This window comes from Mycolicibacterium arcueilense, assembly GCF_058536225.1.
Genome location: NZ_JBZTYL010000026.1, coordinates 527,872 through 546,668, shown reverse-complemented (window position 1 = coordinate 546,668; position 18,797 = coordinate 527,872). Strand labels below are relative to the sequence as shown.

18 protein-coding genes and 1 tRNA gene are annotated in these 18,797 nt (G+C 66.0%); 7 read left to right on the top strand and 12 right to left on the bottom strand.

Features of this window, described 5'->3' with window-relative positions; translation table 11 throughout:
* Window positions 1-88: 88 nt before the first annotated feature.
* A complete protein-coding gene (locus tag AC4LGL_RS26730; RefSeq protein ID WP_491841382.1) occupies window positions 89-652 on the bottom strand; it encodes a TetR/AcrR family transcriptional regulator in 564 nt (187 codons plus the stop codon).
* Window positions 653-730: 78 nt separating this feature from the next.
* Between AC4LGL_RS26730 and AC4LGL_RS26725 the strand changes: the two genes are divergently transcribed.
* A complete protein-coding gene (locus tag AC4LGL_RS26725) occupies window positions 731-1,906 on the top strand; it encodes an FAD-dependent monooxygenase (protein ID WP_491841381.1) in 1,176 nt (391 codons plus the stop codon).
* Between the two features lie 27 nt (window positions 1,907-1,933).
* Here AC4LGL_RS26725 and AC4LGL_RS26720 read toward each other — a convergent pair whose 3' ends face one another.
* From AC4LGL_RS26720 to phoA, 3 genes are all read right to left on the bottom strand, one after another.
* A complete protein-coding gene (locus AC4LGL_RS26720; RefSeq protein ID WP_491841380.1) occupies window positions 1,934-2,074 on the bottom strand; it encodes a hypothetical protein in 141 nt (46 codons plus the stop codon).
* A gap of 74 nt (window positions 2,075-2,148) precedes the next feature.
* Window positions 2,149-2,475 carry a hypothetical protein gene (locus AC4LGL_RS26715; RefSeq protein ID WP_491841379.1) on the bottom strand — a complete coding sequence of 109 codons (327 nt, stop codon included), beginning with the start codon at window positions 2,473-2,475 and terminating at the stop codon, window positions 2,149-2,151.
* Between the two features lie 172 nt (window positions 2,476-2,647).
* Complete coding sequence (gene phoA, locus AC4LGL_RS26710) at window positions 2,648-4,150, bottom strand: alkaline phosphatase (protein WP_491841378.1); 1,503 nt, start codon at window positions 4,148-4,150, stop codon at window positions 2,648-2,650.
* A gap of 251 nt (window positions 4,151-4,401) precedes the next feature.
* Here phoA and AC4LGL_RS26705 point away from each other — a divergent pair, with 251 nt between their 5' ends.
* The 3 genes from AC4LGL_RS26705 to AC4LGL_RS26695 all read left to right on the top strand — a co-directional run bounded on the left by AC4LGL_RS26705 (window position 4,402) and on the right by AC4LGL_RS26695 (window position 7,805).
* Window positions 4,402-4,890 (top strand): hypothetical protein, encoded by a 489-nt coding sequence (locus AC4LGL_RS26705; RefSeq protein ID WP_491841377.1) that lies wholly within the window; start codon window positions 4,402-4,404, stop codon window positions 4,888-4,890.
* A gap of 174 nt (window positions 4,891-5,064) precedes the next feature.
* A complete protein-coding gene (gene ponA2, locus AC4LGL_RS26700) occupies window positions 5,065-7,545 on the top strand; it encodes a transglycosylase/D,D-transpeptidase PonA2 (RefSeq protein WP_491841376.1) in 2,481 nt (826 codons plus the stop codon).
* A gap of 104 nt (window positions 7,546-7,649) precedes the next feature.
* Window positions 7,650-7,805, top strand: a complete 156-nt coding sequence (locus AC4LGL_RS26695; RefSeq protein WP_003879572.1) for a hypothetical protein — start codon at window positions 7,650-7,652, stop codon at window positions 7,803-7,805.
* 58 nt (window positions 7,806-7,863) lie between these two features.
* On the opposite strand, the gene AC4LGL_RS26690 is transcribed toward AC4LGL_RS26695, so the two are convergent.
* The 4 genes from AC4LGL_RS26690 to AC4LGL_RS26675 form a co-directional block, all read right to left on the bottom strand.
* Entirely contained in the window at window positions 7,864-9,144 is a 1,281-nt protein-coding gene (locus AC4LGL_RS26690; RefSeq protein WP_491841375.1) for an acyl-CoA dehydrogenase family protein, read from the bottom strand.
* A gap of 46 nt (window positions 9,145-9,190) precedes the next feature.
* A complete protein-coding gene (locus AC4LGL_RS26685; RefSeq protein ID WP_491841374.1) occupies window positions 9,191-9,898 on the bottom strand; it encodes a sensor domain-containing protein in 708 nt (235 codons plus the stop codon).
* Window positions 9,899-10,092: 194 nt separating this feature from the next.
* Complete coding sequence (locus AC4LGL_RS26680; RefSeq protein WP_491841373.1) at window positions 10,093-10,806, bottom strand: GNAT family N-acetyltransferase; 714 nt, start codon at window positions 10,804-10,806, stop codon at window positions 10,093-10,095.
* 81 nt (window positions 10,807-10,887) lie between these two features.
* Window positions 10,888-10,961 (bottom strand) — tRNA-Ile (locus tag AC4LGL_RS26675).
* Window positions 10,962-11,055: 94 nt separating this feature from the next.
* Between AC4LGL_RS26675 and AC4LGL_RS26670 the strand changes: the two genes are divergently transcribed.
* Together AC4LGL_RS26670 and AC4LGL_RS26665 are read left to right on the top strand one after the other, a co-directional pair.
* Window positions 11,056-11,436: a phage holin family protein gene (locus AC4LGL_RS26670; protein WP_491841372.1), complete on the top strand. Its 381-nt coding sequence runs from the start codon at window positions 11,056-11,058 to the stop codon at window positions 11,434-11,436.
* An 18-nt stretch (window positions 11,437-11,454) separates the two neighbouring features.
* Entirely contained in the window at window positions 11,455-12,495 is a 1,041-nt protein-coding gene (locus AC4LGL_RS26665; protein WP_491841371.1) for a threonine aldolase family protein, read from the top strand.
* A 53-nt stretch (window positions 12,496-12,548) separates the two neighbouring features.
* Here AC4LGL_RS26665 and AC4LGL_RS26660 read toward each other — a convergent pair whose 3' ends face one another.
* Genes AC4LGL_RS26660 through AC4LGL_RS26645 form a run of 4 tightly spaced genes read right to left on the bottom strand, consistent with a single transcriptional unit; the run spans window position 12,549 to window position 17,008 of the window.
* Entirely contained in the window at window positions 12,549-13,391 is an 843-nt protein-coding gene (locus tag AC4LGL_RS26660; protein ID WP_491841370.1) for a carboxymuconolactone decarboxylase family protein, read from the bottom strand.
* A gap of 7 nt (window positions 13,392-13,398) precedes the next feature.
* Window positions 13,399-14,109, bottom strand: coding sequence for a YwaF family protein (locus AC4LGL_RS26655; protein ID WP_491841369.1), 711 nt, complete (start codon window positions 14,107-14,109; stop codon window positions 13,399-13,401).
* Window positions 14,110-14,132: 23 nt separating this feature from the next.
* Complete coding sequence (locus AC4LGL_RS26650) at window positions 14,133-15,494, bottom strand: metallopeptidase TldD-related protein (protein WP_491841368.1); 1,362 nt, start codon at window positions 15,492-15,494, stop codon at window positions 14,133-14,135.
* Window positions 15,491-17,008 (bottom strand): TldD/PmbA family protein, encoded by a 1,518-nt coding sequence (locus AC4LGL_RS26645; protein WP_491841367.1) that lies wholly within the window; start codon window positions 17,006-17,008, stop codon window positions 15,491-15,493. The genes AC4LGL_RS26650 and AC4LGL_RS26645 overlap by 4 nt, the downstream gene beginning before the upstream one ends.
* 71 nt (window positions 17,009-17,079) lie before the next feature.
* On the opposite strand from AC4LGL_RS26645, the gene AC4LGL_RS26640 reads away from it, so the two are divergent.
* The gene (locus AC4LGL_RS26640; protein WP_491841366.1) at window positions 17,080-18,747 is read left to right on the top strand and encodes a sulfatase-like hydrolase/transferase; all 1,668 of its coding nucleotides are present in this window, start codon (window positions 17,080-17,082) and stop codon (window positions 18,745-18,747) included.
* The last annotated feature ends 50 nt before the right edge of the window (window positions 18,748-18,797 follow it).

Sequence of the window (18,797 nt, the reverse complement as noted above, 5' to 3'; positions counted from 1 at the left end):
AACAGACCGCCTAGTCACGCACCCGGGCAGGCGATTCTGCAACAGCCACTATTGAGCAGTGATCCGCCGCATTGCCTATCCGCGGGGTCTAGCTTTCGACGGCCGCCGCGATCAGGAGCGCAGCGGCGGCGTCGACCCGTGATCCGTCCTCGGTGACCAGACCGTCCTGGCACAGCCCCCGCAGCCCGGAGACCACCAGGGTGGCCCGCGCCCGCGCATCGTCGGCGCCGTAGCCGATCGCGGTCAAGGCTTGGGCAATCGGACCGATCATGGTCTCGACCGCGTTGCGGGCTGATCCGCCATAGGTCTGCGGGTCGGTGATGGCCAAGCTGAGGACCTGCAGTAGCAGCCGAACATTGCGCCGTTCACCGCCGAGGGTCAGCTCCCGCCACAATGTCGTTGCCGCATCGACGAATTCGTCGGGGCGGGTGACACGGGCGAACATCTCCCCCAGCTCCGGACGGCTGGCATCGAGGGCCTGTGCCAGGAGTTCGGCCCGGTCACCGAAGTAGTACAGCAGCATGCGCTTGCTCGTGCCCAGGGCCTCGGCCATCGGCGCCAGCGACATCTCGCCGATCCCGTGCTGTTCGAGGTAGCGCACGACGCCCTTCAGCAGCTCTTCACGCTTTGCGGGATCTGCTGGCCGGGCCACCCCTTGACCGTACCGATCGGTACATTTATAGTCAATAGCGTACCGCTCGGTACATTTATCGCGATTGAGGAGAATCTCATGGCTCAGCTACGAGTTGCCGTGGTCGGCGCCGGCATCGGCGGCTTGACCGCCGCGATCGCCATGCGCGCCAACGGAATCGACGCGACCGTGTACGAGCAGGCGCACGAGCTCAAGGCGCTCGGCGCCGGCGTCTCCATCGCGACCAACGGATCCCGCGTCCTGAACACACTGGGGGTGGGCGCTGCGGTTGCCGCGATCGCGGGTCCCGTCACGCATTATCAGTTCCGCACCTGGCAGGCCGAGCCGATCGCCGGTGAGCCGTCTGCCCTCGGCTTCGGGGACCCGGCGACAACGTGGTGCCTGCACCGCGGAGAATTCCAGAAGGTGCTTGCCGACGCGCTGCCCGCCGGCGCCCTGCAGTTGGGTCGTTCCTGCGTCGGGGCCACCGAGCACGGTGACGGGGTCCTGGTCGAATTCTCCGACGGCACAACCGTGGACGCAGACCTTCTGGTCGGCGCGGACGGCATCCACTCCCGCTTGCAGGGCAGGGTGACTCGCCCGGCCGCACCCGTGAGCGAGGGAATCATGGCCTACCGCGGACTCATTCCCGCCGAGCGGCTGCGCGGCGTCGTCGATATGAATGCCAGCGCGATGTGGCTGGGCCCCCGGCAGAGTTTCCTGGCCTACCCGGTGTCCGCCGGCGACCTGCTCAACATCGTCGCGTTCGTCCCCACTAATCTCACCGTGGCCGAATCCTGGACCGCCCCTGGCGATGTCGCCGAACTCGCCGCCGCCTACCAGGGCTGGGACCCGACCGTTCTGTCGATCATCGACGCGATGGACTCCACGTTCCGGTGGGGAATCTACGACCGGGAACCGTTGGACCGCTGGTCCACCGACCGGATCACCCTCCTGGGTGACAGTGCCCATGCGGTCACGCCCCACCTCGGGCAGGGCGCCAATCAGGCCATCGAGGACGCCATGACGCTGGCCGTGCTTCTGCGCGGTGCGCAGCCCGAGGAGATCGCTGCGCGGCTGCGTCGCTACGAAGACCTGCGCATGAATCGCACCCGCCACGTGCGGCGCCAGGCGCGGGCCGCCGGACTCATCTACCGCTCGACCGAACTCGCCCCGCATGCACAGGCAGAGCAACTGCACGCGATCCTCGACAGCGTCGCCATCAACACCTACGACGCCGAGCGGGTCGCCGAGGACGCGGAACTGGCCGCGTGAACCGTCAGGGCCACAACCACCCCTAATTCACCGGGTGAGCAGTGCCGCTTCCTGCTCGGTGACCAGGCGCTCCTGCTTGGCGGGATACCGCCGGCTCTTGATGGGGCAACGGATCAGCGAAAGGGCGATCCGCGTGGTGCGCGTGTCAACTGTTCGGCTGAGGTACACGATGGTTCACTCCGTTCCGCTGATTGATCGTTCTCGGCTTGGTATCGGATACACGGTGCATCGAGGCACTGGGTTCACGGCTCCCCGGGGAGCATCGGGTAGGCACCGCTGGGTTGCTCAACGGTGCCTACCGGTTGCCGAGCAGCGCCGACCGGCCCGCCGAGGCCGGGCTGAGCACTGTGGCCTCCGGTCAGTATCGACAACAGGGACGCGTAGTCGTCGATGGCGTTGACCAACGCGCCCGGGTCGAACGGCACCGCGGGCGTCTGGTCGTCGGACGGCAACGGCGCCCGCGGCGCAGCCGCCGCCATCCCGTGGCTGACCGTCAGTGCCGCCAGCGCGCCGGCGACGCTCAGCGCCGTGTAACCGAACAGTCGTCCGAAGGTGGCGTGCGCCGTCATGGTGGTCCTCCCCGATCTGACGTGGAGTGCATCAGTGCACTTGTGTCACTCGGGCAACACTGGTCCGCAAGGGTCACATTCAGGCCACGACACCATCACGAATCGCACGCTATGGCGTGGCTTGGTCTTTGCCTGCAGTCCGCTGTGAGAAGGTGCCGCACTCCGCGCGAGGTCAGTTGTCCTTCAGCCCCATGGCGCGGGCCATCGTGAAGAACAGGTCGGTCTGGTCGCTGAGGCCGACGACATTGGCCGCGCTCGGACCGTAGGCCGCGATACGCAACTGCGCTCCCGTGTGGCCCTGGTCCATGGCATCGAGGTTGTCCGACGTGCCGTAGGAGATGGTCAGGTCCTGCCCGTCCTTACCGCGCAGCACGCGGGTCAGGCCCGGGTAGATGGCGTCGCGGGTGACCTCGAACGGCAGCTTGGCCTCGGCCGCGGCATCGCGGACGTCATCGACACTCATGGTCTCGACGATCTGGCTGCTGTGGGCGTGGTCGGCGGTCACGATCACCAGGGTGTCCTTGTTCTCCTCGGCGAAGTCGAGGGCCACCTTCGCGGCCTCGTCGAGGTCGACGGTTTCGCCGATCTGCCCGCACGGATTGGCAGCGTGATCCTGCTTGTCGATCGACGCCCCCTCGACCTGCAGGAAGAATCCGTTCTCATTGCCCTTGAGCAGGTCGATGGACTTCTGGGTCATGGCGGCCAGCGTCGGCACCGACGCGCTGCGCTCCGGGTTGTCCTTGCATTCGACGGCCGGTTCCAGGTAGCCGCCCTTGCCCGCCACCGGGCCGCTCCACCGGGTCGGCATGTTGCCCTCGGCGAACAGGCCGAGCAATGGGGCCTCCTGGCCGGCCTTGTCCACCTTGCCGAGTTCGTCGGCGTTGCGCACGATGGTGAAGCCGCGCTCCTTGGCCTGAACCTCGAGCGTCTTGCCTTGGTAGTCACCGGCTTTGGCGACCTGCTGGAAGGTTTCGGCGCCGCCGCCCATCACGACGTCGGCACGCGTGCTCAGCAGCTGCTCGGTGATCGACCCGTTGCCGCCCTTCTCCAGCGCATTGGTCGGGCATTTCGCGGTCGTCTCATCCGGCCCGTAGCACTTGCGTCCGGTGACGTGCGCGAGTTGCACCGCCGGTGTGGCGTCCTGGATCTCGGCGGTGGAGATGTCTCCGGTCGCCTTGCCCGCGTCCTTGGCAAGCTGCAGCAGCGTCTGCTGCTCCTTGCCGTGGATGTCTACCGAGATCGCGCCGTTGTAGGTCTTGGTCCCGGTGGCCCAGGCCGATCCGCTGGCGGCCGAATCGGTCACGTAAGTGGGCTTGCCGTCCTTGTCCAACGAGTAGTGGGTGTACTGGCCGGTCAGCGGGAAGGCGTCGAGACCCGGGAAGGCGCCGCCGGCTCCCTGTGCGTAGTTGCGGGCCACCGTGATCTCTGAATCGCCCATCCCGTCGCCGATCAACAGGATGACGTTCTTGGCGCCGGTGTTCTTGATGGATTCGGCGATCAGCGAGCTGCGGTCGTCGCCGGCGCGGGTCGCTCCACCGTGTTCGGACAGGGTGCCCTTGGCGGCGGGGTCCAGCAGCGGAAGGGACGCGTCGTCCTCCTTGCCGCCATTGCAGGCGGCAACCAGGGCCGCTGTACACACCAACGCTGCCACCACCGGGTACCGCCTGCGCCTCATCCATGTCTCCGTATCGTCGTCATCTCCGTCAAGCCCACACATGGTTGAAGCCGCACGTGAACCGATACTTTCCCGACAGTCGACACCCGGGTAACGACAATCAAACAGATAGCCGGTCTATCGGCACCGATGGTTGCGGTAGCCGGCATGACGCGTTGTTGCAATCGGAACGACCTGTGGTTTCTCGCGTCAATATTGTCCAAACGTCTTTGCCTGCGTTGGTAGCGTGCGGCGAGACGAACGGGGATGCCATGACGAAGCACACCACGACCTGCCTCATCGGGGCGTTGGCAATCGGTCTGGCCGCCACGGCGTGCAGTCCGGTCACCGAGAAGGCCGAGGCCACCACGACGACGGCGCCGGTCGGCACCAGTGCCACCACCACCGCGGGCGGGGGCAGCGCGGCGATGGCGGCACTGGTGCCGACACCCGCGGACGTGCAGCAGACCAGAGGGCCCGACGACATCGCCGACGGCGGAATCCACGTGCACTACCAGGTCAACGGGTCTCCGAATGACGTGATGACCGCGTACAAGGACGCGCTACAGAGCAAGGGGTGGACGGTCACCACGATCATCACTTCGGGCGGCGGCGGAGGCGGCGGTGCCACCTACACCGGCACCCACGGCGACGCCTACGGCGTGTTCGACGGCGGTGGGTACGCCAACACCACTTACATCGACGTGTGCAGTTGGCCTGCCAAGCCGGCGAATCCGAACTGCAGTCGCGGCGATCGTTAGCGACGCTGCGTCGGCCCGGTTGCGCGTCAGGGCGCCGATGCACAGCGGGCAGCGGCCGTCGGCCGTGAGAATCTCATCAGAATCGATAATCCGGGGTTCTGAAATCACAACGTAGCCAACGTGTTGCGTGCGATCTATCCATCGCCGGCCGCTGAGCGCCTTACGCTTGAGGACATGTCCGGCCCGCCACCGCGGTCGCGGTCTACGGTTGCCAAGTTGGCCATGCACTGTGTGCTGGCCGGTTTACTCGCGGCGGTCTTGATGTTTCCCGTCGTCGGCGGCATCGGCATGATGACAGCACGGCTGTCCGACACGGTGGCACAGGATTCGGCGGAGGTGCTCAAAGGGGACGCACCGCTCGTCACCACCATGGTCGACATCACGGGCAAACCGATCGCCTGGCTGTACGAGCAGCGCCGATGGGTGGTTCCTCCCGATCGGATCGCCGACACCATGAAGCTGGCGATCGTCTCGGTGGAGGACAAGCGCTTCGTCGAACACAACGGAGTGGATGTCCAGGGCACGCTGAACGGACTCTTCGGCTATCTGCGAGGCATCGACGAGGTCCGCGGCGGGTCCACCATCGAGCAGCAGTACGTCAAGAACTACAACCTTCTGGTCAAGGCGAACACCAACGCCGAGCGTCTGGCCGCGGTCGAGGTCAGCCCCGCACGCAAGCTGCGCGAGATCCGTATCGCGCTGGCGATGGACAAGACCCTCCCCAAAAGCGAGATCCTGGCCCGGTACCTGAACCTCGTGTCGTTCGGCAACGGAGCCTTCGGAGTTCAGGACGCCGCGCGTACCTATTTCGGCGTCGATGCCGCCGACCTCACCTGGCCGCAGGCCGCCCTGTTGGCCGGCGTGGTGCGGTCCACCAGCGCACTGGACCCCTATACCAATCCCGACGGCGCCCTGGCCCGACGCAACCTCGTGCTCGACACGCTGATCGACTATCTGCCGGACCGCGCCGAGGAACTGCGCGCCGCCAAGGCGACACCGCTCGGGGTACTCCCCCAGGCAGACCCACTTCCGCAAGGCTGCATCGCCGCCGGGAATCGGGCCTTCTTCTGCGAATATGTGCTGAACTACCTGGCGCGCTCCGGTCTCACGATGAAGGACGTCGCGCGCAACGGTTACCTGATCCGCACCACGCTGGACCCCAAGGTGCAGGACAGCGTCCAGTCGGCCATCGAGAAATATGCGGACCCCAACGCCGCCGGGGTCGCGAGCGTGATGAGCGTGATCACTCCCGGCAAGGACTCCCACCGATTGATCGCGATGGGCGACAGTCGCACCTACGGACTCGATCTCGATGCCAACCAGACCGTGCAACCGCAGCCCTTTTCGTTGGTCGGTGACGGCGCCGGGTCGATCTTCAAGATCTTCACCACCGCAGCCGCACTGGATATGGGCATGGGCATCAACTCCCCACTCGATGTCCCCGGAACATTTGCGGGCAAGGGACTGGGCAGCAGCGACACCCCTGGGTGTCCGAGGGAAACCTGGTGCGTGCGCAACGTGCACGGTTTCCGCAGCCCGCTGAGTGTCACCGACGCCCTGGCACAATCACCCAATACCGCCTTCGCCAAACTCATCTCACAGATCGGGGTACCGCGCGCGGTGGACATGGCGGTCCGACTGGGGCTGAGGTCCTACGCCGAACCCGGTAGCGCGCGTGACTACAACCCGGACGGGACAAACCCCGACGAGAGCATCGCCGACTACGTCAAGCGGCAGAACATCGGCTCCTTCACGCTCGGCCCGTTCGAGCTCAATGCGCTGGAATTGGCGAATGTCGGAGCCACCCTCGCCTCCGGCGGTACCTGGTGTCCCCCGAGCCCGATCGACAAGATCTTCGATCGCAACGGGCATGAAGTGGGTGTGGAGACCGTTCCGTGCGATCAGGCGGTGCCCGAGGGCCTCGCCAACACGTTGTCGAACGCTCTGAGCAAGGATTCCCAGAGCGGAACCGCCGCCGGCGCAGCGAGTTCGGTCGGTTGGAAGCTGCCGATGTCGGGCAAGACGGGCACCACCGAGGCCCACCGTTCATCGGGATTCATCGGCTTCACCAATCGGTACGCCGCCGCGAACTACGTCTTCGACGACTCGTCGTCACCGTCGGGACTGTGCTCGTACCCGTTGCGCAAATGCGGCGACGGCACCCTGTTCGGCGGTACCGAGCCGGCGTTGACCTGGTATGCCGCAATGAGTCCCATTGCCGACGACTTCGGCCCCATCGGCCTACCTCCCACCGACCCGCGCTACGTCGACGGCGGCCCCGGCGGCGAAGTACCGAGCGTGACCGGCCTGAAGGTCGACGACGCCCGGAAACGCCTGCTGGACTCCGGTTTCCGAGTGGCCGACAAACCCACTGCCGTCAACAGCAATGCCACGAAGGGTTCGGTGGTCGGCACCACTCCGAGCGGCAGGACCATTCCCGGCTCGATCGTCACGATCAACACCAGCACGGGGTATGTGCCGCCGCCGGTCTACATCCCGCCGCCGGAAGCGCCACCTCCGCCACCCGGAGACCTGCTCAATCAGCTGGGCCCACCCCCGCCGCCCAACGTCATCGAGATCCCCGGGCTACCGCCGATCACGTTGCCGCCGCCCGCACCGCCACCACCTCCTCCGCCGCCGCCGCCCCCTGCGTAACGGCCGACGGACACCTACGTGCCCGCACGTTTGAATATCGACGGATCTGGCAATTCCTGTCGCCGACAACACTTCGGTTGCTACCTAGAAGGATCGGACTGACCATGATTGTGCTCGGCATCATTCTCCTGTTGATCGGCTATTTCGCCGGCATCTCGATCCTCTACACGATTGGCGGAATCCTCGTGGTGATCGGGATCATCCTCTGGATTCTCGGCGCCGTCGGCCGCCCCGTCGGAGGGCGGAAAGTCTGGTTCTAGCTGTCCCGACTGCCCGGCCGCGATGCCTTCCCGCCCACCGTAATTCGGGCGGGAAGGCTCAGCGGTGGCGTTCGAAATACTTCTGGTAGGCCTCGGCGGACGCAGCCAGATCTGGTCTCGCGGCCAGTACGGGCTCCAGCTTCCTGCGGGCCTCGTCTCGCTTGTACGGGATGAACTCCGTCGGGAAATTTCCCTCGTGCGGGTGGTAATCCCTGAGCACGCGGCGGGCCACCGTGGCCTTGTGTACCTCGTCGACGCCGTCGGCGATGCCCATGGTCGGAGCTCCGGCATACATCGCCTGAAGGGGCGTGAGATCAGTGGTGCCAAGCGAACCGAGAATGTGCAGCGCGTTGAACGACACCTCCCGCAACACCTTCGCCATGGTGAACTTGACGGCAGCGATCTCGGTGCGTGCCTCCTGCGTGGAGGTGTTGTCGATCTTCCACGCCGTTTCGAGTACGAACAGCCGAAGCATCTTGATCGTGGCGTAGGACTCGGCGATCTTCTCCTGCACCATCTGATGTTCGGATATGACCTTGCCGTGAGATTTCCGACTGAGCGCCCGCTCGCACATCATGTCGAACGCCAAGTTGCACTGGGCGATGGTGCGCATCGCGTGGTGAATCCGTCCACCACCAAGACGTCTCTGCGCCAACACCTTTGCCCCGTCCTCCGGGCCGAGCAGGTGGTCGAGCGGAACCCGGACATCGCGGTAGACGATGTGGTTGTGATTTCGCGGCTCGGGCATGATTTCGACACCCGGTGTCGTGCGCGGCACCACGAACATGCCGTTGGTACACATCACGAACAGAATGTCGGCCACCCGGCCGGCCGAGGTGAACCATTTCTCGCCGTTGATCACCCACTCGTCGCCGTCACGCACGGCATGCGTCTTGAACAGGCTGGGGTCGCTACCGCCCTGAGGTTCGGTCATCGAATACGCCGAGAACAGGTCCTGGTTGAGCAGTGGAATCAGCCAGCGTTCTTTCTGTTCGTCGGTGCCGTAGGCGGCGAGCATCTCCATGTTGCCGGTGTCGGGCGCCGACGCTCCGAACATGTGCGGTGCGCCCGCGTATCGTCCGATGATCTCGTTGAGCAACCCGAGCTTGAGCTGTCCAAAACCGGGGCCGCCGAGCTCAGAGTCCAGGAAGATGGCCCACAGGCCCTGATCCTTGACCTCCTGTTGCAGCTCTCGGACATACGATTTCACCACCGGATCGGGTGAACGCACCGCATATGGGAAGACGTGGTCGAGCGGCTCGACCTTGTCCTCACAGAACTGCTTGACCCAGTCGAGCTTTTTCTGGAACTCCGGGTCGGTGCTGAAATCCCATGCCATACAGGCCTCCTCGAGTGATGCCCTGATCGTCAGGCATGGCGGTGATTTACCCGCGCGGTGATGGTGGATCCACCTTCGAGGCGATCTGACTCGCGATATTGGTGGCCGAATCCGCCGGGTTGGCACTACAGGTGTTGACGTCGACGACGACGTTGATGTCAGCGGTCAACGCCCGCCCGCAGGCCCAACCGCCTGCCTTGGCCTGCAGTTGGGTGGTGATCACGCTCAGCATTCCTGCTTTGTTCGAGATGGGTCCGACCTGCCACTGGGTACCGGACTGGGTGTGCCTGTACTGGTGGCACTGCGTCCACTGTTGCGCCGACGCGTCGTAGAAGGCCTTGGCCTTCTCGGCGTCGGGGAACAGCACCACCGCCTGGTGGGCGTAGTGGGTGAAGTTGTCACCATTTCGGAGCGTCACATCCTGCACATCGGTGAAACCGCTGTCGGCGTACACCGCTGCCTGCGCGGCACCGTCGACGGCCAGGCACTCCCGTGGTTCCATCGTCGCGCTGTCGTCCGACAGTTCGGTCTGGGTACTGGTCACGGTCAAATCCGGCGCCCCCGTCGCCGCACCGATCTGCTCCGGGGTGAGCAACAGCTTCGGCAGCGCTTTGTTCAACACCGGCGCCGGGGCGAATGACGTGATCATCGGCCTGGTCGGGGTGCTAGCAGCGGTCGGTTCGGGTGACTCGCCGCAGCCCGCGACAAGGGCACAGGTAGCAGCGATGGTGATCACGGTTGTCGCTAAGCGCATTCGTCATTCCCCCATTTCTGCGCTCACACATCTGGTCCGCGGCGACTTTGGCCATGGTGGACATATCCAGAGAAACAGCAAGGTCGTATTCAATACAGAACATCGCTCGTAACGTGTGAAGACTTTTCGAAACCGTAACCGAATCACCATCTGGGTGGTCACCGAACGTGGTCAGGTGCGCTCGCGCGCACCGCTCAACTGCGGTCCGATGTCAGAAACCAGAGCTCACCGACAGGCGGTAGACCCAGACGCTCGGCAACGCGTTGCGAGGACAGGTTGTCCGCAGAGGTGCTGTAGTACAAGCGTGGGACCCGTTTCGCACATTGGGTTGCCCAGGCACCGACCACCGAAGCCGCCAGACCACGGCCACGCACGCCGGCCAGCGTCCACACACCCGCCTCAGTGCCGTGCACTGACCATCGCGCGGTTTCGCAGACCGCCAGCACCTGACCGCCGTCGGTCGCCGCTGCCCAGGGAAACCCGTTGTTCAGCAGCCGTTCCCACTCATGCTGGCCACCCCAGTCCGGCGCGATGCGCAACTGTGCCGCATCGGCTTCATCCGTGACGTCGGCGGTGATCAGACGAATCCCCTCGGGTGCGACGAGGCCGACCGGCCGGGCACAGTCATAGCTCAGGGTGACCTCCCGGCAAAGCGGGCCTGTCATCGGCTCCACCGCGGGGCGCAACCTGTCTAGCAGCGACGATGCAGTCCCGCCAGGCAGGTCTGCTTCGGCCCACACCAGCTGTCTGGCGTCTTTCGGGAGAGCCGGCGAGACGTGGACACGCCGGCTGCTCCCGGCCTGCGCGATCACTACGGGAGGCATCGACTCGGCGCCCACACTGTCGGATCCCCAGATCACTTCGATCTCGATGGCCAGCGATTCCAACGCTGCATCGTCGTTCGGCACGGCTGCAACCTAGCCAGGGGTCCCACATGTTGTCGAAGGATTAACTTCCAGTGGGAATGCAGCTGGTGGGGCTGTTCAGAGTGGGGCGGGCGGGGCTCGAACCCGCGACCAATGGATTATGAGTCCACGGCTCTAACCGACTGAGCTACCGCCCCCGGGCGCATCTGCGCCGCAATATGGTCGCATACAGCGCAGACACAGACGCCAATGAGGGGCCGCAGGCAGGCCGGTCGCGGTTACGCTCACCGCATGGTCCGCTTTCTGCTGCGTATCGCGATCTTCCTGGCCTCATCGGCCCTCGGTCTGTTGGTCGCCGCGTGGCTGGTACCCGGTGTCTCGGTGTCGGCGTGGGGCTTCATCGCGGCGGTGGTGATCTTCGCGGTCGCGCAGGCCATCCTGTCGCCGTTCTTCCTGAAGATGGCAAGCCGCTACGCGTCGGCGTTCCTCGGCGGTATCGGACTGGTCTCCACCCTGGTCGCGCTGGTCCTGGCCTCGGTGTTCACTCGCGGGCTCAGCATCAGCGGAATCGGCTCCTGGATCGCGGCCACCGTGGTGGTCTGGCTGGTGACGGCGGTGGCCACGGTGGCGCTGCCCGCGCTGTTCCTCAAGAAGAAGGCCACCTCGACGTAGCCATCGCCGGTAGGGATCATGGCGAAGGTGCTGTCTCATGCGTTTGCCTCCGACAATGCCGCGCCCGCCCACCCGAAGGTGGTGGATGCGATCGTCGCAGCCAACCACGACTCCGTCGCGTCCTACGGGAACGACCTCGCCACGCCACGCGCCGCCGACGCCATCAAGGCCGTGTTCGACTCCCCGGACGCCGAGGTGCTGTTCGCGCTCACCGGCACGGCCGCCAACATCATCGCGCTGGCCTCGGCGGTGCGGCCGTGGCAGGAGATCCTGTGCAGCGACATCGCGCACTCGCTGCTCGACGAGGCAGGCGGACCGGGCCGGCTCTCGGGCGCCCCACTGACGAAGCTGTCCAGCGATGACGGCCTGATCGACCCTGCCGCGCTCGACACCGCAGTGGCCCGCCGAGGGCCGGTACACCACTCACACCCACGGATCGTCAGCATCACCCAGTCCACCGAGAACGGCCGGGTCTGGACCCCGCAGTCCGTCAAGGACTTCATCGACCACGCCCACGATCTCGACCTGTTGGTCCATATCGACGGCGCGCGGATCGCCAATGCGATTGCCGCCCTGGGCACCTCTCCCCACGAGGCCATCGCCGACGCCGACATAGTCTCCGTGGGCGGCACCAAGAACGGGATGCTGATGGGCGATGCGATCCTGGTGCGCCGCCCCGACTTGTTCGACGGAATTCGGTTCGTGCAGATGCAGATCGGCCAGCTGGCAAGCAAGCAGCGCTACGTCGCGGCCCAGTTCGAGGCGATGCTGCACGACGGACTGTGGCTGCAGACCGCGGCCCACGCCAACCGGATGGCCGCCCGGCTCAGTGCGGGCTTCCACGAGTGCGGCCTGAGGCTGGCCTCCCCCACCGAGGCCAACGAGGTGTTCGTCGACCTCGAACCCGCGGCCTACACCGCGGTCTCGGCGCGATACGCCGTGCACCGCCCCGATGTGTTGGGGCCCACCGTGCGGTTTGTCTGCTCGTGGGCGACCACCGAATCCGAAGTCGACGACGTTCTGCGGCTCCTGTCGTCGATTTCTACCTGCGAGCGGTAGTTTCGGCGCGGCGACGACCCCCAGGTAGAAAACGGCGCACGCCGGGCGAGACCCTAGCTATAGATGGGCTGCCCGTCAGCGCCCAGCCGGTACTCCTCGGTGCCCTCGTCGACGCGTGCCGCGTCGGCGCCCAACGCGACGGCCACCTTGTTGCAGGCGTTGCGCATGACATCGAGGGTCAGCTCGACAGCTTCTTCTTGCGAAAAATGTTGGCGCAGTTCCTCACCCGACACCTGAGAAGGCGTCCAGATCAGCGCGTCGACGTAGCGCAGCGCGGCCTTGTGCCGATCGGACAGCTCGGAGTTCTCGAAGTCGTCGATACCGTCATAGTCGGACTCGGTGGCACCGGCCTCCAAGGCCGAGGCCTCCCGCAGCGACTTGCACAGCCGGCAGTTGTGCTGGCGGGCCCCGCGCAACCGCACGATCTCGGAGGTCACCGGGTCCAGCGCGCGCATCCGCCCCACGGCCGGGATGAAGGTGTCGAGCACGTAGTCGGCGGGATTGGTTTCGTGGTCCCACATGACTGGACCATCCGGCCAGTCCACTCCCAGTGCGGTCAGCCCGGCACGCATCCGAGGCACGAAGTCGGCCACATAGATCAACGTTGTCACGGTGAACACGTCGGCCCCGAGCAGATCGGAGAACGCCGCCCGCTGGGCGGTGGTGATACCGGTGACGTCGATGCTGAACTGCTCGGCGAACTCGGTGACCATGGGGTCGACCGCGCCGCCACAGGTCTCCGCGGGCAGGGGCGGCAAACCCAGCGTCGACGCGCACACCTCACGCACATCGGCGTTGATAGCGGCCAACTTTGGTGGAGACAACGCGACCAGGTGCGTCAACTCATTGAGCAGATCGGCAGACACACCGGCAGTATGCTCCACCGCGTCCCGCATCGTGGGGTTACCGGGCAGCTGACTGTGGGCGACTCCGTTCTCGACGTTCCCATGGCCACGTCATGAGCGCCCACACACCCGCCACCAAGGCACTGGCCACCAGCACATAGACCGGCCATGGCCCCATCAGGTCGAGCAGCGAGGCGGTGGCGGGTTTGGCATTGAGGAAGCCGTAGTTGGTGCCCGCCATGCCGTTGAACGCCATGGTTCCCACCGCCCACACCACGGTCACCACCACCGCGAACCGATAGTCACGCCACTGCGGACGCATCCCACGACCCCAGGTCAGATAGATCGCGGCCCACACGACGAGCAGATGGATCGACCAGAACGCCAGGAATGCGTAGTGCGGGAAGTCCGGGCTCTTCAGCGCCGGCGAGATGAGTGCCTGCGCGCTCAGCACCAGACCCCAGTAGTAGGTGAGCACGAAGGCCCACTGTCGCTGCGACCACAGCGCATACGCACCGGCGACCGTCGCCAGATCGGTCAACTGCAGCGGTACCGACCGCCCGATCGACGGTGGGATCAGGGTGTAGGCCAGGATCGCGGCATAGATCGCGGCCATCGACGCACCGAGGATGCGGCCGCAAAGCCGGGATTGGCGTTCGGTCTGGCGGCGGCCGAGCCAGACGAGTAGCAGGGCCCCGACGACAAACACGGCGATCACGGCCCAGTGCGACGGGCCGTAGGCCGTGAATTGCCTTTGCGCCGTGGTCATTCGCCTGCCGTCGGCCCCCTAGGTCACTGCGCCTGGCTCACCGAGGACATGTGGAAATCCGGGATCCGCAGCGTCGGCATGGACGCGCGCGTCGCCCAGTCACCCCATTCGCGCGGGAGGGTGACCTCGCTGATGCCCGCCTCGGTGGCGCGCCGCAGCAGGTCCAGCGGGCTCTCGTTGAACCGGAAGTTGTTCACCGCGGCGGTCACCTCGCCGTCCTCGATCAGGTAGACGCCGTCACGGGTCAGCCCGGTCAACAGCAGCACGGTCGGGTCCACCTCGCGGATGTACCACAGCGTGGTCAACAGCAGCCCGCGTTCGGTGCCGGCGATCATGTCCGCCAAATCCTTTGCACCACCGGTCATCAACAGGTTGTCGGCGGGCACGGCGACGGGTGTGCCGTATTCGGCGGCTACCGCCCGTGGATAGGCCAGTGCATTGACCACACCGTCGCGGATCCAGTCCACCCGACCGATGTCCATGCCGTTGTCGAAGATCGACACCCGCTCCGACGAACTCGGCACCGCCACAAACGGTTGGCAGGCCAGCGCGTCGGCGAGCGGATCGGAGTAGAGCGTCAGCCCCAGATCGGTGAGCTTCTCTCCCACCCTGGTCCCCCCGGGCGCCGACAGTGCAGTGCGCCCTTCCTGCGCGCCGCGGCCATCCATGGTCCAGGTCAGGTAGATCATCATGTCGGCCACCGTCGAGGGCGGCATCAGTGTCTCGTACCGGCCGGCCGGCAGCTCCACGGTCCGCTCCGCCCAGCCCAACTTCAGCGACAACTCGTCGAGCAGCGAATCCACCCGCACATCAGCGAAATCCGCGGTGCTCACCCCTGCCCAGGCACTGGCCCCGTCGCGCTTGGCATTGATCTCCACCGACCCCGTCGGCTGGGTGTAACGACGACGCAGACCGGTCGAGGTGGCCACGAACGTGGTCTCCAGGACGTGGCGGGCGTATCCGTAGAGCTGGTCGGACCCGGCGAAACCCTTGGCCAGGTCATCGGCGATGCCGGTGAACACCTGCGCCCCCGTGCCCGCCACCGGTGCATCCCAGTCGACCGGCACTACGGAGCGCGGCAGCGGCGGTGCCGCGTCCCGCGCCTCGGGCGAGGACACCGCTGCCCGCTGCGCGGCGAGAACCAACTCCGGGATCACCGCCGGGTCCACCTCGGTGGAGCGCACCGACCCGACATGGGCTTTGTCCCCGCGGCGCACGATCGAGATCACGGTGATGGTGCGGCTGACCGACTCGCCGTTGGTGGTCATCGAGTTGCCGGCCCACCGTAGCGAGGCGTCGGACCGGTCGGTCACCAACACCATCGTTTCCACGCCTGGATCTGCAGCGCCCAAGGCGATCTCGACGACCTGCTGTGCGCCGATCATCGGCCGCCCTCCGTCCGGGTGTTCAGTACGTTGATGCCGCGGAACAGCGCGCTCGGGCAGCCGTGGCTGACCGGCGCCACCTGCCCGGGCTGCGCCTTGCCACAGTTGAACGCCCCGCCGAGGCGCCAGGTGGACGGTCCGCCAACGGCTTCCATCGCACCCCAGAAATCGGTCGTGGTGGCCTGATACGCCACGTCGCGCAACTGCCCGTCGAGACGGCCGTCACGGATCCGGTAGAAACGTTGGCCGGTGAACTGAAAGTTGTACCGCTGCATGTCGATCGACCAGGATTTGTCGCCGACCATATAGATGCCGTCGGACACCCGCGAGATCAGGTCGTCCGTGCTGAGATCCTCCGGACCTGGCTGCAGCGAAACATTGGCCATCCGCTGGATGGGTACATGGTGGGGCGAATCGGCGTATGAGCAGCCGTTGGAACGGGTCTGACCGAGCCTCGGCGCGAAAACCCGGTCCAACTGGTAGCCGACAAAAACGCCGTCGCGCACCAGGTCCCAGCTCTGGGACCGCACCCCTTCGTCGTCGAAACCGACGGTGGCCAAACCGAATTCGACGGTGCGATCGGCGGTCACGTTCATCACCGGTGAGCCGTAGCGCATGGTGCCGAGCTTGTCCGGGGTGGCGAACGACGTGCCGGCATAGGCCGCCTCATAGCCGATGGCCCGGTCGTATTCCGTGGCGTGCCCGATCGATTCGTGGATGGTGAGCCACAGGTTGGACGGGTCGATCACCAGGTCGGTGGGACCGGCGACGACCGACGGAGCCTTCGTCTTCTCGGCCAGCAGCGTCGGCAGCTCCGCCAGCTCGGAGGTCCAGTCCCACACGTCATCACCGGCCAGCGCCTCCCAGCCCCGTGCGGTCGGCGGCGCCAGCGTGCGCATCGTCTCGAACGACCCGGCAGCGGAGTCGACGGCCACCGCCTCCATCGTCGGCATCACGCGCACCCGCTGCTGGGTGAGAGACGATCCGAAGGTGTCGGCGTAGAAGGTCTGTTCCTTGACCGCATGCACCCCGGCCGACACATGGTCCACACCGTCGGAGGCCAGCAACCGGCCCGAGTACTCGCCGAGCAGCGCGATCTTGTCGGACGCCGGGACCGCGAACGGGTCGACACCGTAATCGGACACCCAGGTCACATCCGTATACACCGGCTCGGCGGCCAACTCGATGCGCTCGGCATTCAGCGGCCCCAGTGTCGTCGCCACCTGCACGGCGCGGCGAGCCGTCTCGGCCGCCACCTCCGGCGCCAGTTCGGCGTTGGAGGCAAACCCCCACGCACCGTCGACGATCACCCGGACCGCCAGACCCACCTCGCGGTTGACCACCGACATCTCCAGCTCACCATCGCGCAGCTGGATGATCTCGGTGGTGATGCGGTGAATCCGCAGATCCGCATAGCTGGCGCCGGCTGCGACTGCCGCGGACAGTGCCGCGTCAGCCAACTCGGACCGGGGCAGCTCCAGAAAATCGGCGTCCACGCGTCGTTGAGCGGTCATGATTCCCCACACTAAAGGGTGCTTGTCACCAAACTCATGCTGCGCACAGCAAGAACCCATAGCCTGACTAAATGGCGGAGCTCAGCAGGCGGACGGTTCTGGGTGGCGCGGCAGTGGCCGCCGGCGCGGCCGCGGTCGGATTCGGCGGCTATGAACTACTGGGCAGACGGACCCAGGACGCGGCCGGTCAGCCCAACATCCTCGTCGTCATCGTCGACCAGATGCGGGCGCCCCAGTGGTTCCCCGATACACAGCAACTGGGTGCGCTGCTGCCGAACCTCGACCGGTTGCGGACGCGGAGCACCTCGTTCGGTTCGCACTACAGCGCATCGAACATGTGCACGCCGTCACGCGGGGTACTGACCACCGGGCTGTACTCACACCAGACCGGGTGCCTCTACACCGGCGAGGGCCCCACCGAGTCGACATTGGCGGCCCGCTTCCCCACCTGGGGCACGATGCTGCGCGACGTGGGCTACCGCACCTGGTGGTGGGGCAAGTGGCACCTGGGCAGCGCGGCCGACAACACCCCCGACGGCCTGGACGTCCACGGCTTCTCCGGTGGCACCTACCCATCGCCCAACGGCGCACCGAACCAGGGTCTGCAGCAAGACCCCTCGATCGTCGATCAGTTCACCGGGTGGTTCGATGCCCACGCGAACGAGGGCCCGTGGTGCACCACCGTGTCCCTGGTCAACCCGCACGACATCTGCTGGTGGCCGAAAAACCCGCTGCCGGAGAATGTTCCGCACGTATTCAGCGCAAAGCCAGTGAACTTCGAGACTGCTGACGATCTGCGTCGCCGCGGCAAGCCCCAGCTGCAGATCGACTACATGAACTTCATGTCCCCGCTCATGACCGGCGCGATGGACTACACCGGACCCGACGCCGCCGCGCAGTGGGCCAGGTGCCTGGACATGTACCTGTGGTTGCATCAGCAGGTGGACACCCAGATCGGCCGGGTGCTCGACACTCTCGCCGCGAGGCCGGACATCGACAACAACACCGTGGTGGTCTTCACCTCCGATCACGGCGAGTACGCGGGGTCGCACGGCCTGCGCGGCAAGGGCGCCGCGGTGTACGAGGAGAGCATCCGGGTGCCGCTCTACATCCGTGACCCGTCCGGTCATCTGACACCTGGACCCGGTGATACCCGTACGCAGTTGACGTCCAGCGCCGACCTGGCGGCGCTGCTCATGACCATCGCCCACGGCGGCGCCGGTTGGCGCTCCGACTCCCGCTACTCCTACCTGTCCGAGCGTGCCGACATCGCCGGGATGGCCGCCGACGCAGCCACACCGGGCCGGCCGTGGATCGCGCACGCCACCGACGACATGTCGGTCGAGGAGATGGCGGCGTTGATGAAATCCCCACTGGCGAAGAAGTTCTTCGGCGCCTCCGGCCCGCCGATGGAGATCCCGACGTCGGCGCCCAGCCACATCGTCGCCGTGCGTACCCCCGAGGCCAAGCTCGGCATGTACACGTACTGGAAACCCGGCACCATGGACATCGACACGTCACGGCCCATCCATCACGAACTGTACGACTACGCAACCGATCCCGGTGTGCAGGAGCTCGACAATCAGGCGGGTCGCAGCCCGAAGCAGGCCGATCTGCAGGCGCTGCTCGACCATCAGGTGCTTCCCGAGCTTCGGGCCCCGTTGCCGAGTTTCCTGGATGAGGCGCAGGAGCAGGGGTTGGCGAATATGAAGGAGCTCGCGACGCTTCGCGGAGGCTGAGCCGAAACCGCTTCCCGGCGGCGTAAGACGTACTAGCGTCCTAGCGACGG

Bases quoted from the DNA above. Each gene is read 5' to 3' on its own strand.
- AC4LGL_RS26725 (WP_491841381.1), top strand. From the start codon at position 731: ATGGCTCAGCTACGAGTTGCCGTGGTCGGCGCCGGCATCGGCGGCTTG.
- AC4LGL_RS26715 (WP_491841379.1), bottom strand. From the start codon at position 2,475: ATGACGGCGCACGCCACCTTCGGACGACTGTTCGGTTACACGGCGCTG.
- phoA (WP_491841378.1), bottom strand. From the start codon at position 4,150: ATGAGGCGCAGGCGGTACCCGGTGGTGGCAGCGTTGGTGTGTACAGCG.
- AC4LGL_RS26705 (WP_491841377.1), top strand. From the start codon at position 4,402: ATGACGAAGCACACCACGACCTGCCTCATCGGGGCGTTGGCAATCGGT.
- ponA2 (WP_491841376.1), top strand. From the start codon at position 5,065: ATGTCCGGCCCGCCACCGCGGTCGCGGTCTACGGTTGCCAAGTTGGCC.
- AC4LGL_RS26695 (WP_003879572.1), top strand. From the start codon at position 7,650: ATGATTGTGCTCGGCATCATTCTCCTGTTGATCGGCTATTTCGCCGGC.
- AC4LGL_RS26690 (WP_491841375.1), bottom strand. From the start codon at position 9,144: ATGGCATGGGATTTCAGCACCGACCCGGAGTTCCAGAAAAAGCTCGAC.
- AC4LGL_RS26685 (WP_491841374.1), bottom strand. From the start codon at position 9,898: ATGCGCTTAGCGACAACCGTGATCACCATCGCTGCTACCTGTGCCCTT.
- AC4LGL_RS26670 (WP_491841372.1), top strand. From the start codon at position 11,056: ATGGTCCGCTTTCTGCTGCGTATCGCGATCTTCCTGGCCTCATCGGCC.
- AC4LGL_RS26665 (WP_491841371.1), top strand. From the start codon at position 11,455: ATGGCGAAGGTGCTGTCTCATGCGTTTGCCTCCGACAATGCCGCGCCC.
- AC4LGL_RS26660 (WP_491841370.1), bottom strand. From the start codon at position 13,391: ATGCGGGACGCGGTGGAGCATACTGCCGGTGTGTCTGCCGATCTGCTC.
- AC4LGL_RS26655 (WP_491841369.1), bottom strand. From the start codon at position 14,109: ATGACCACGGCGCAAAGGCAATTCACGGCCTACGGCCCGTCGCACTGG.
- AC4LGL_RS26650 (WP_491841368.1), bottom strand. From the start codon at position 15,494: ATGATCGGCGCACAGCAGGTCGTCGAGATCGCCTTGGGCGCTGCAGAT.
- AC4LGL_RS26645 (WP_491841367.1), bottom strand. From the start codon at position 17,008: ATGACCGCTCAACGACGCGTGGACGCCGATTTTCTGGAGCTGCCCCGG.
- AC4LGL_RS26640 (WP_491841366.1), top strand. From the start codon at position 17,080: ATGGCGGAGCTCAGCAGGCGGACGGTTCTGGGTGGCGCGGCAGTGGCC.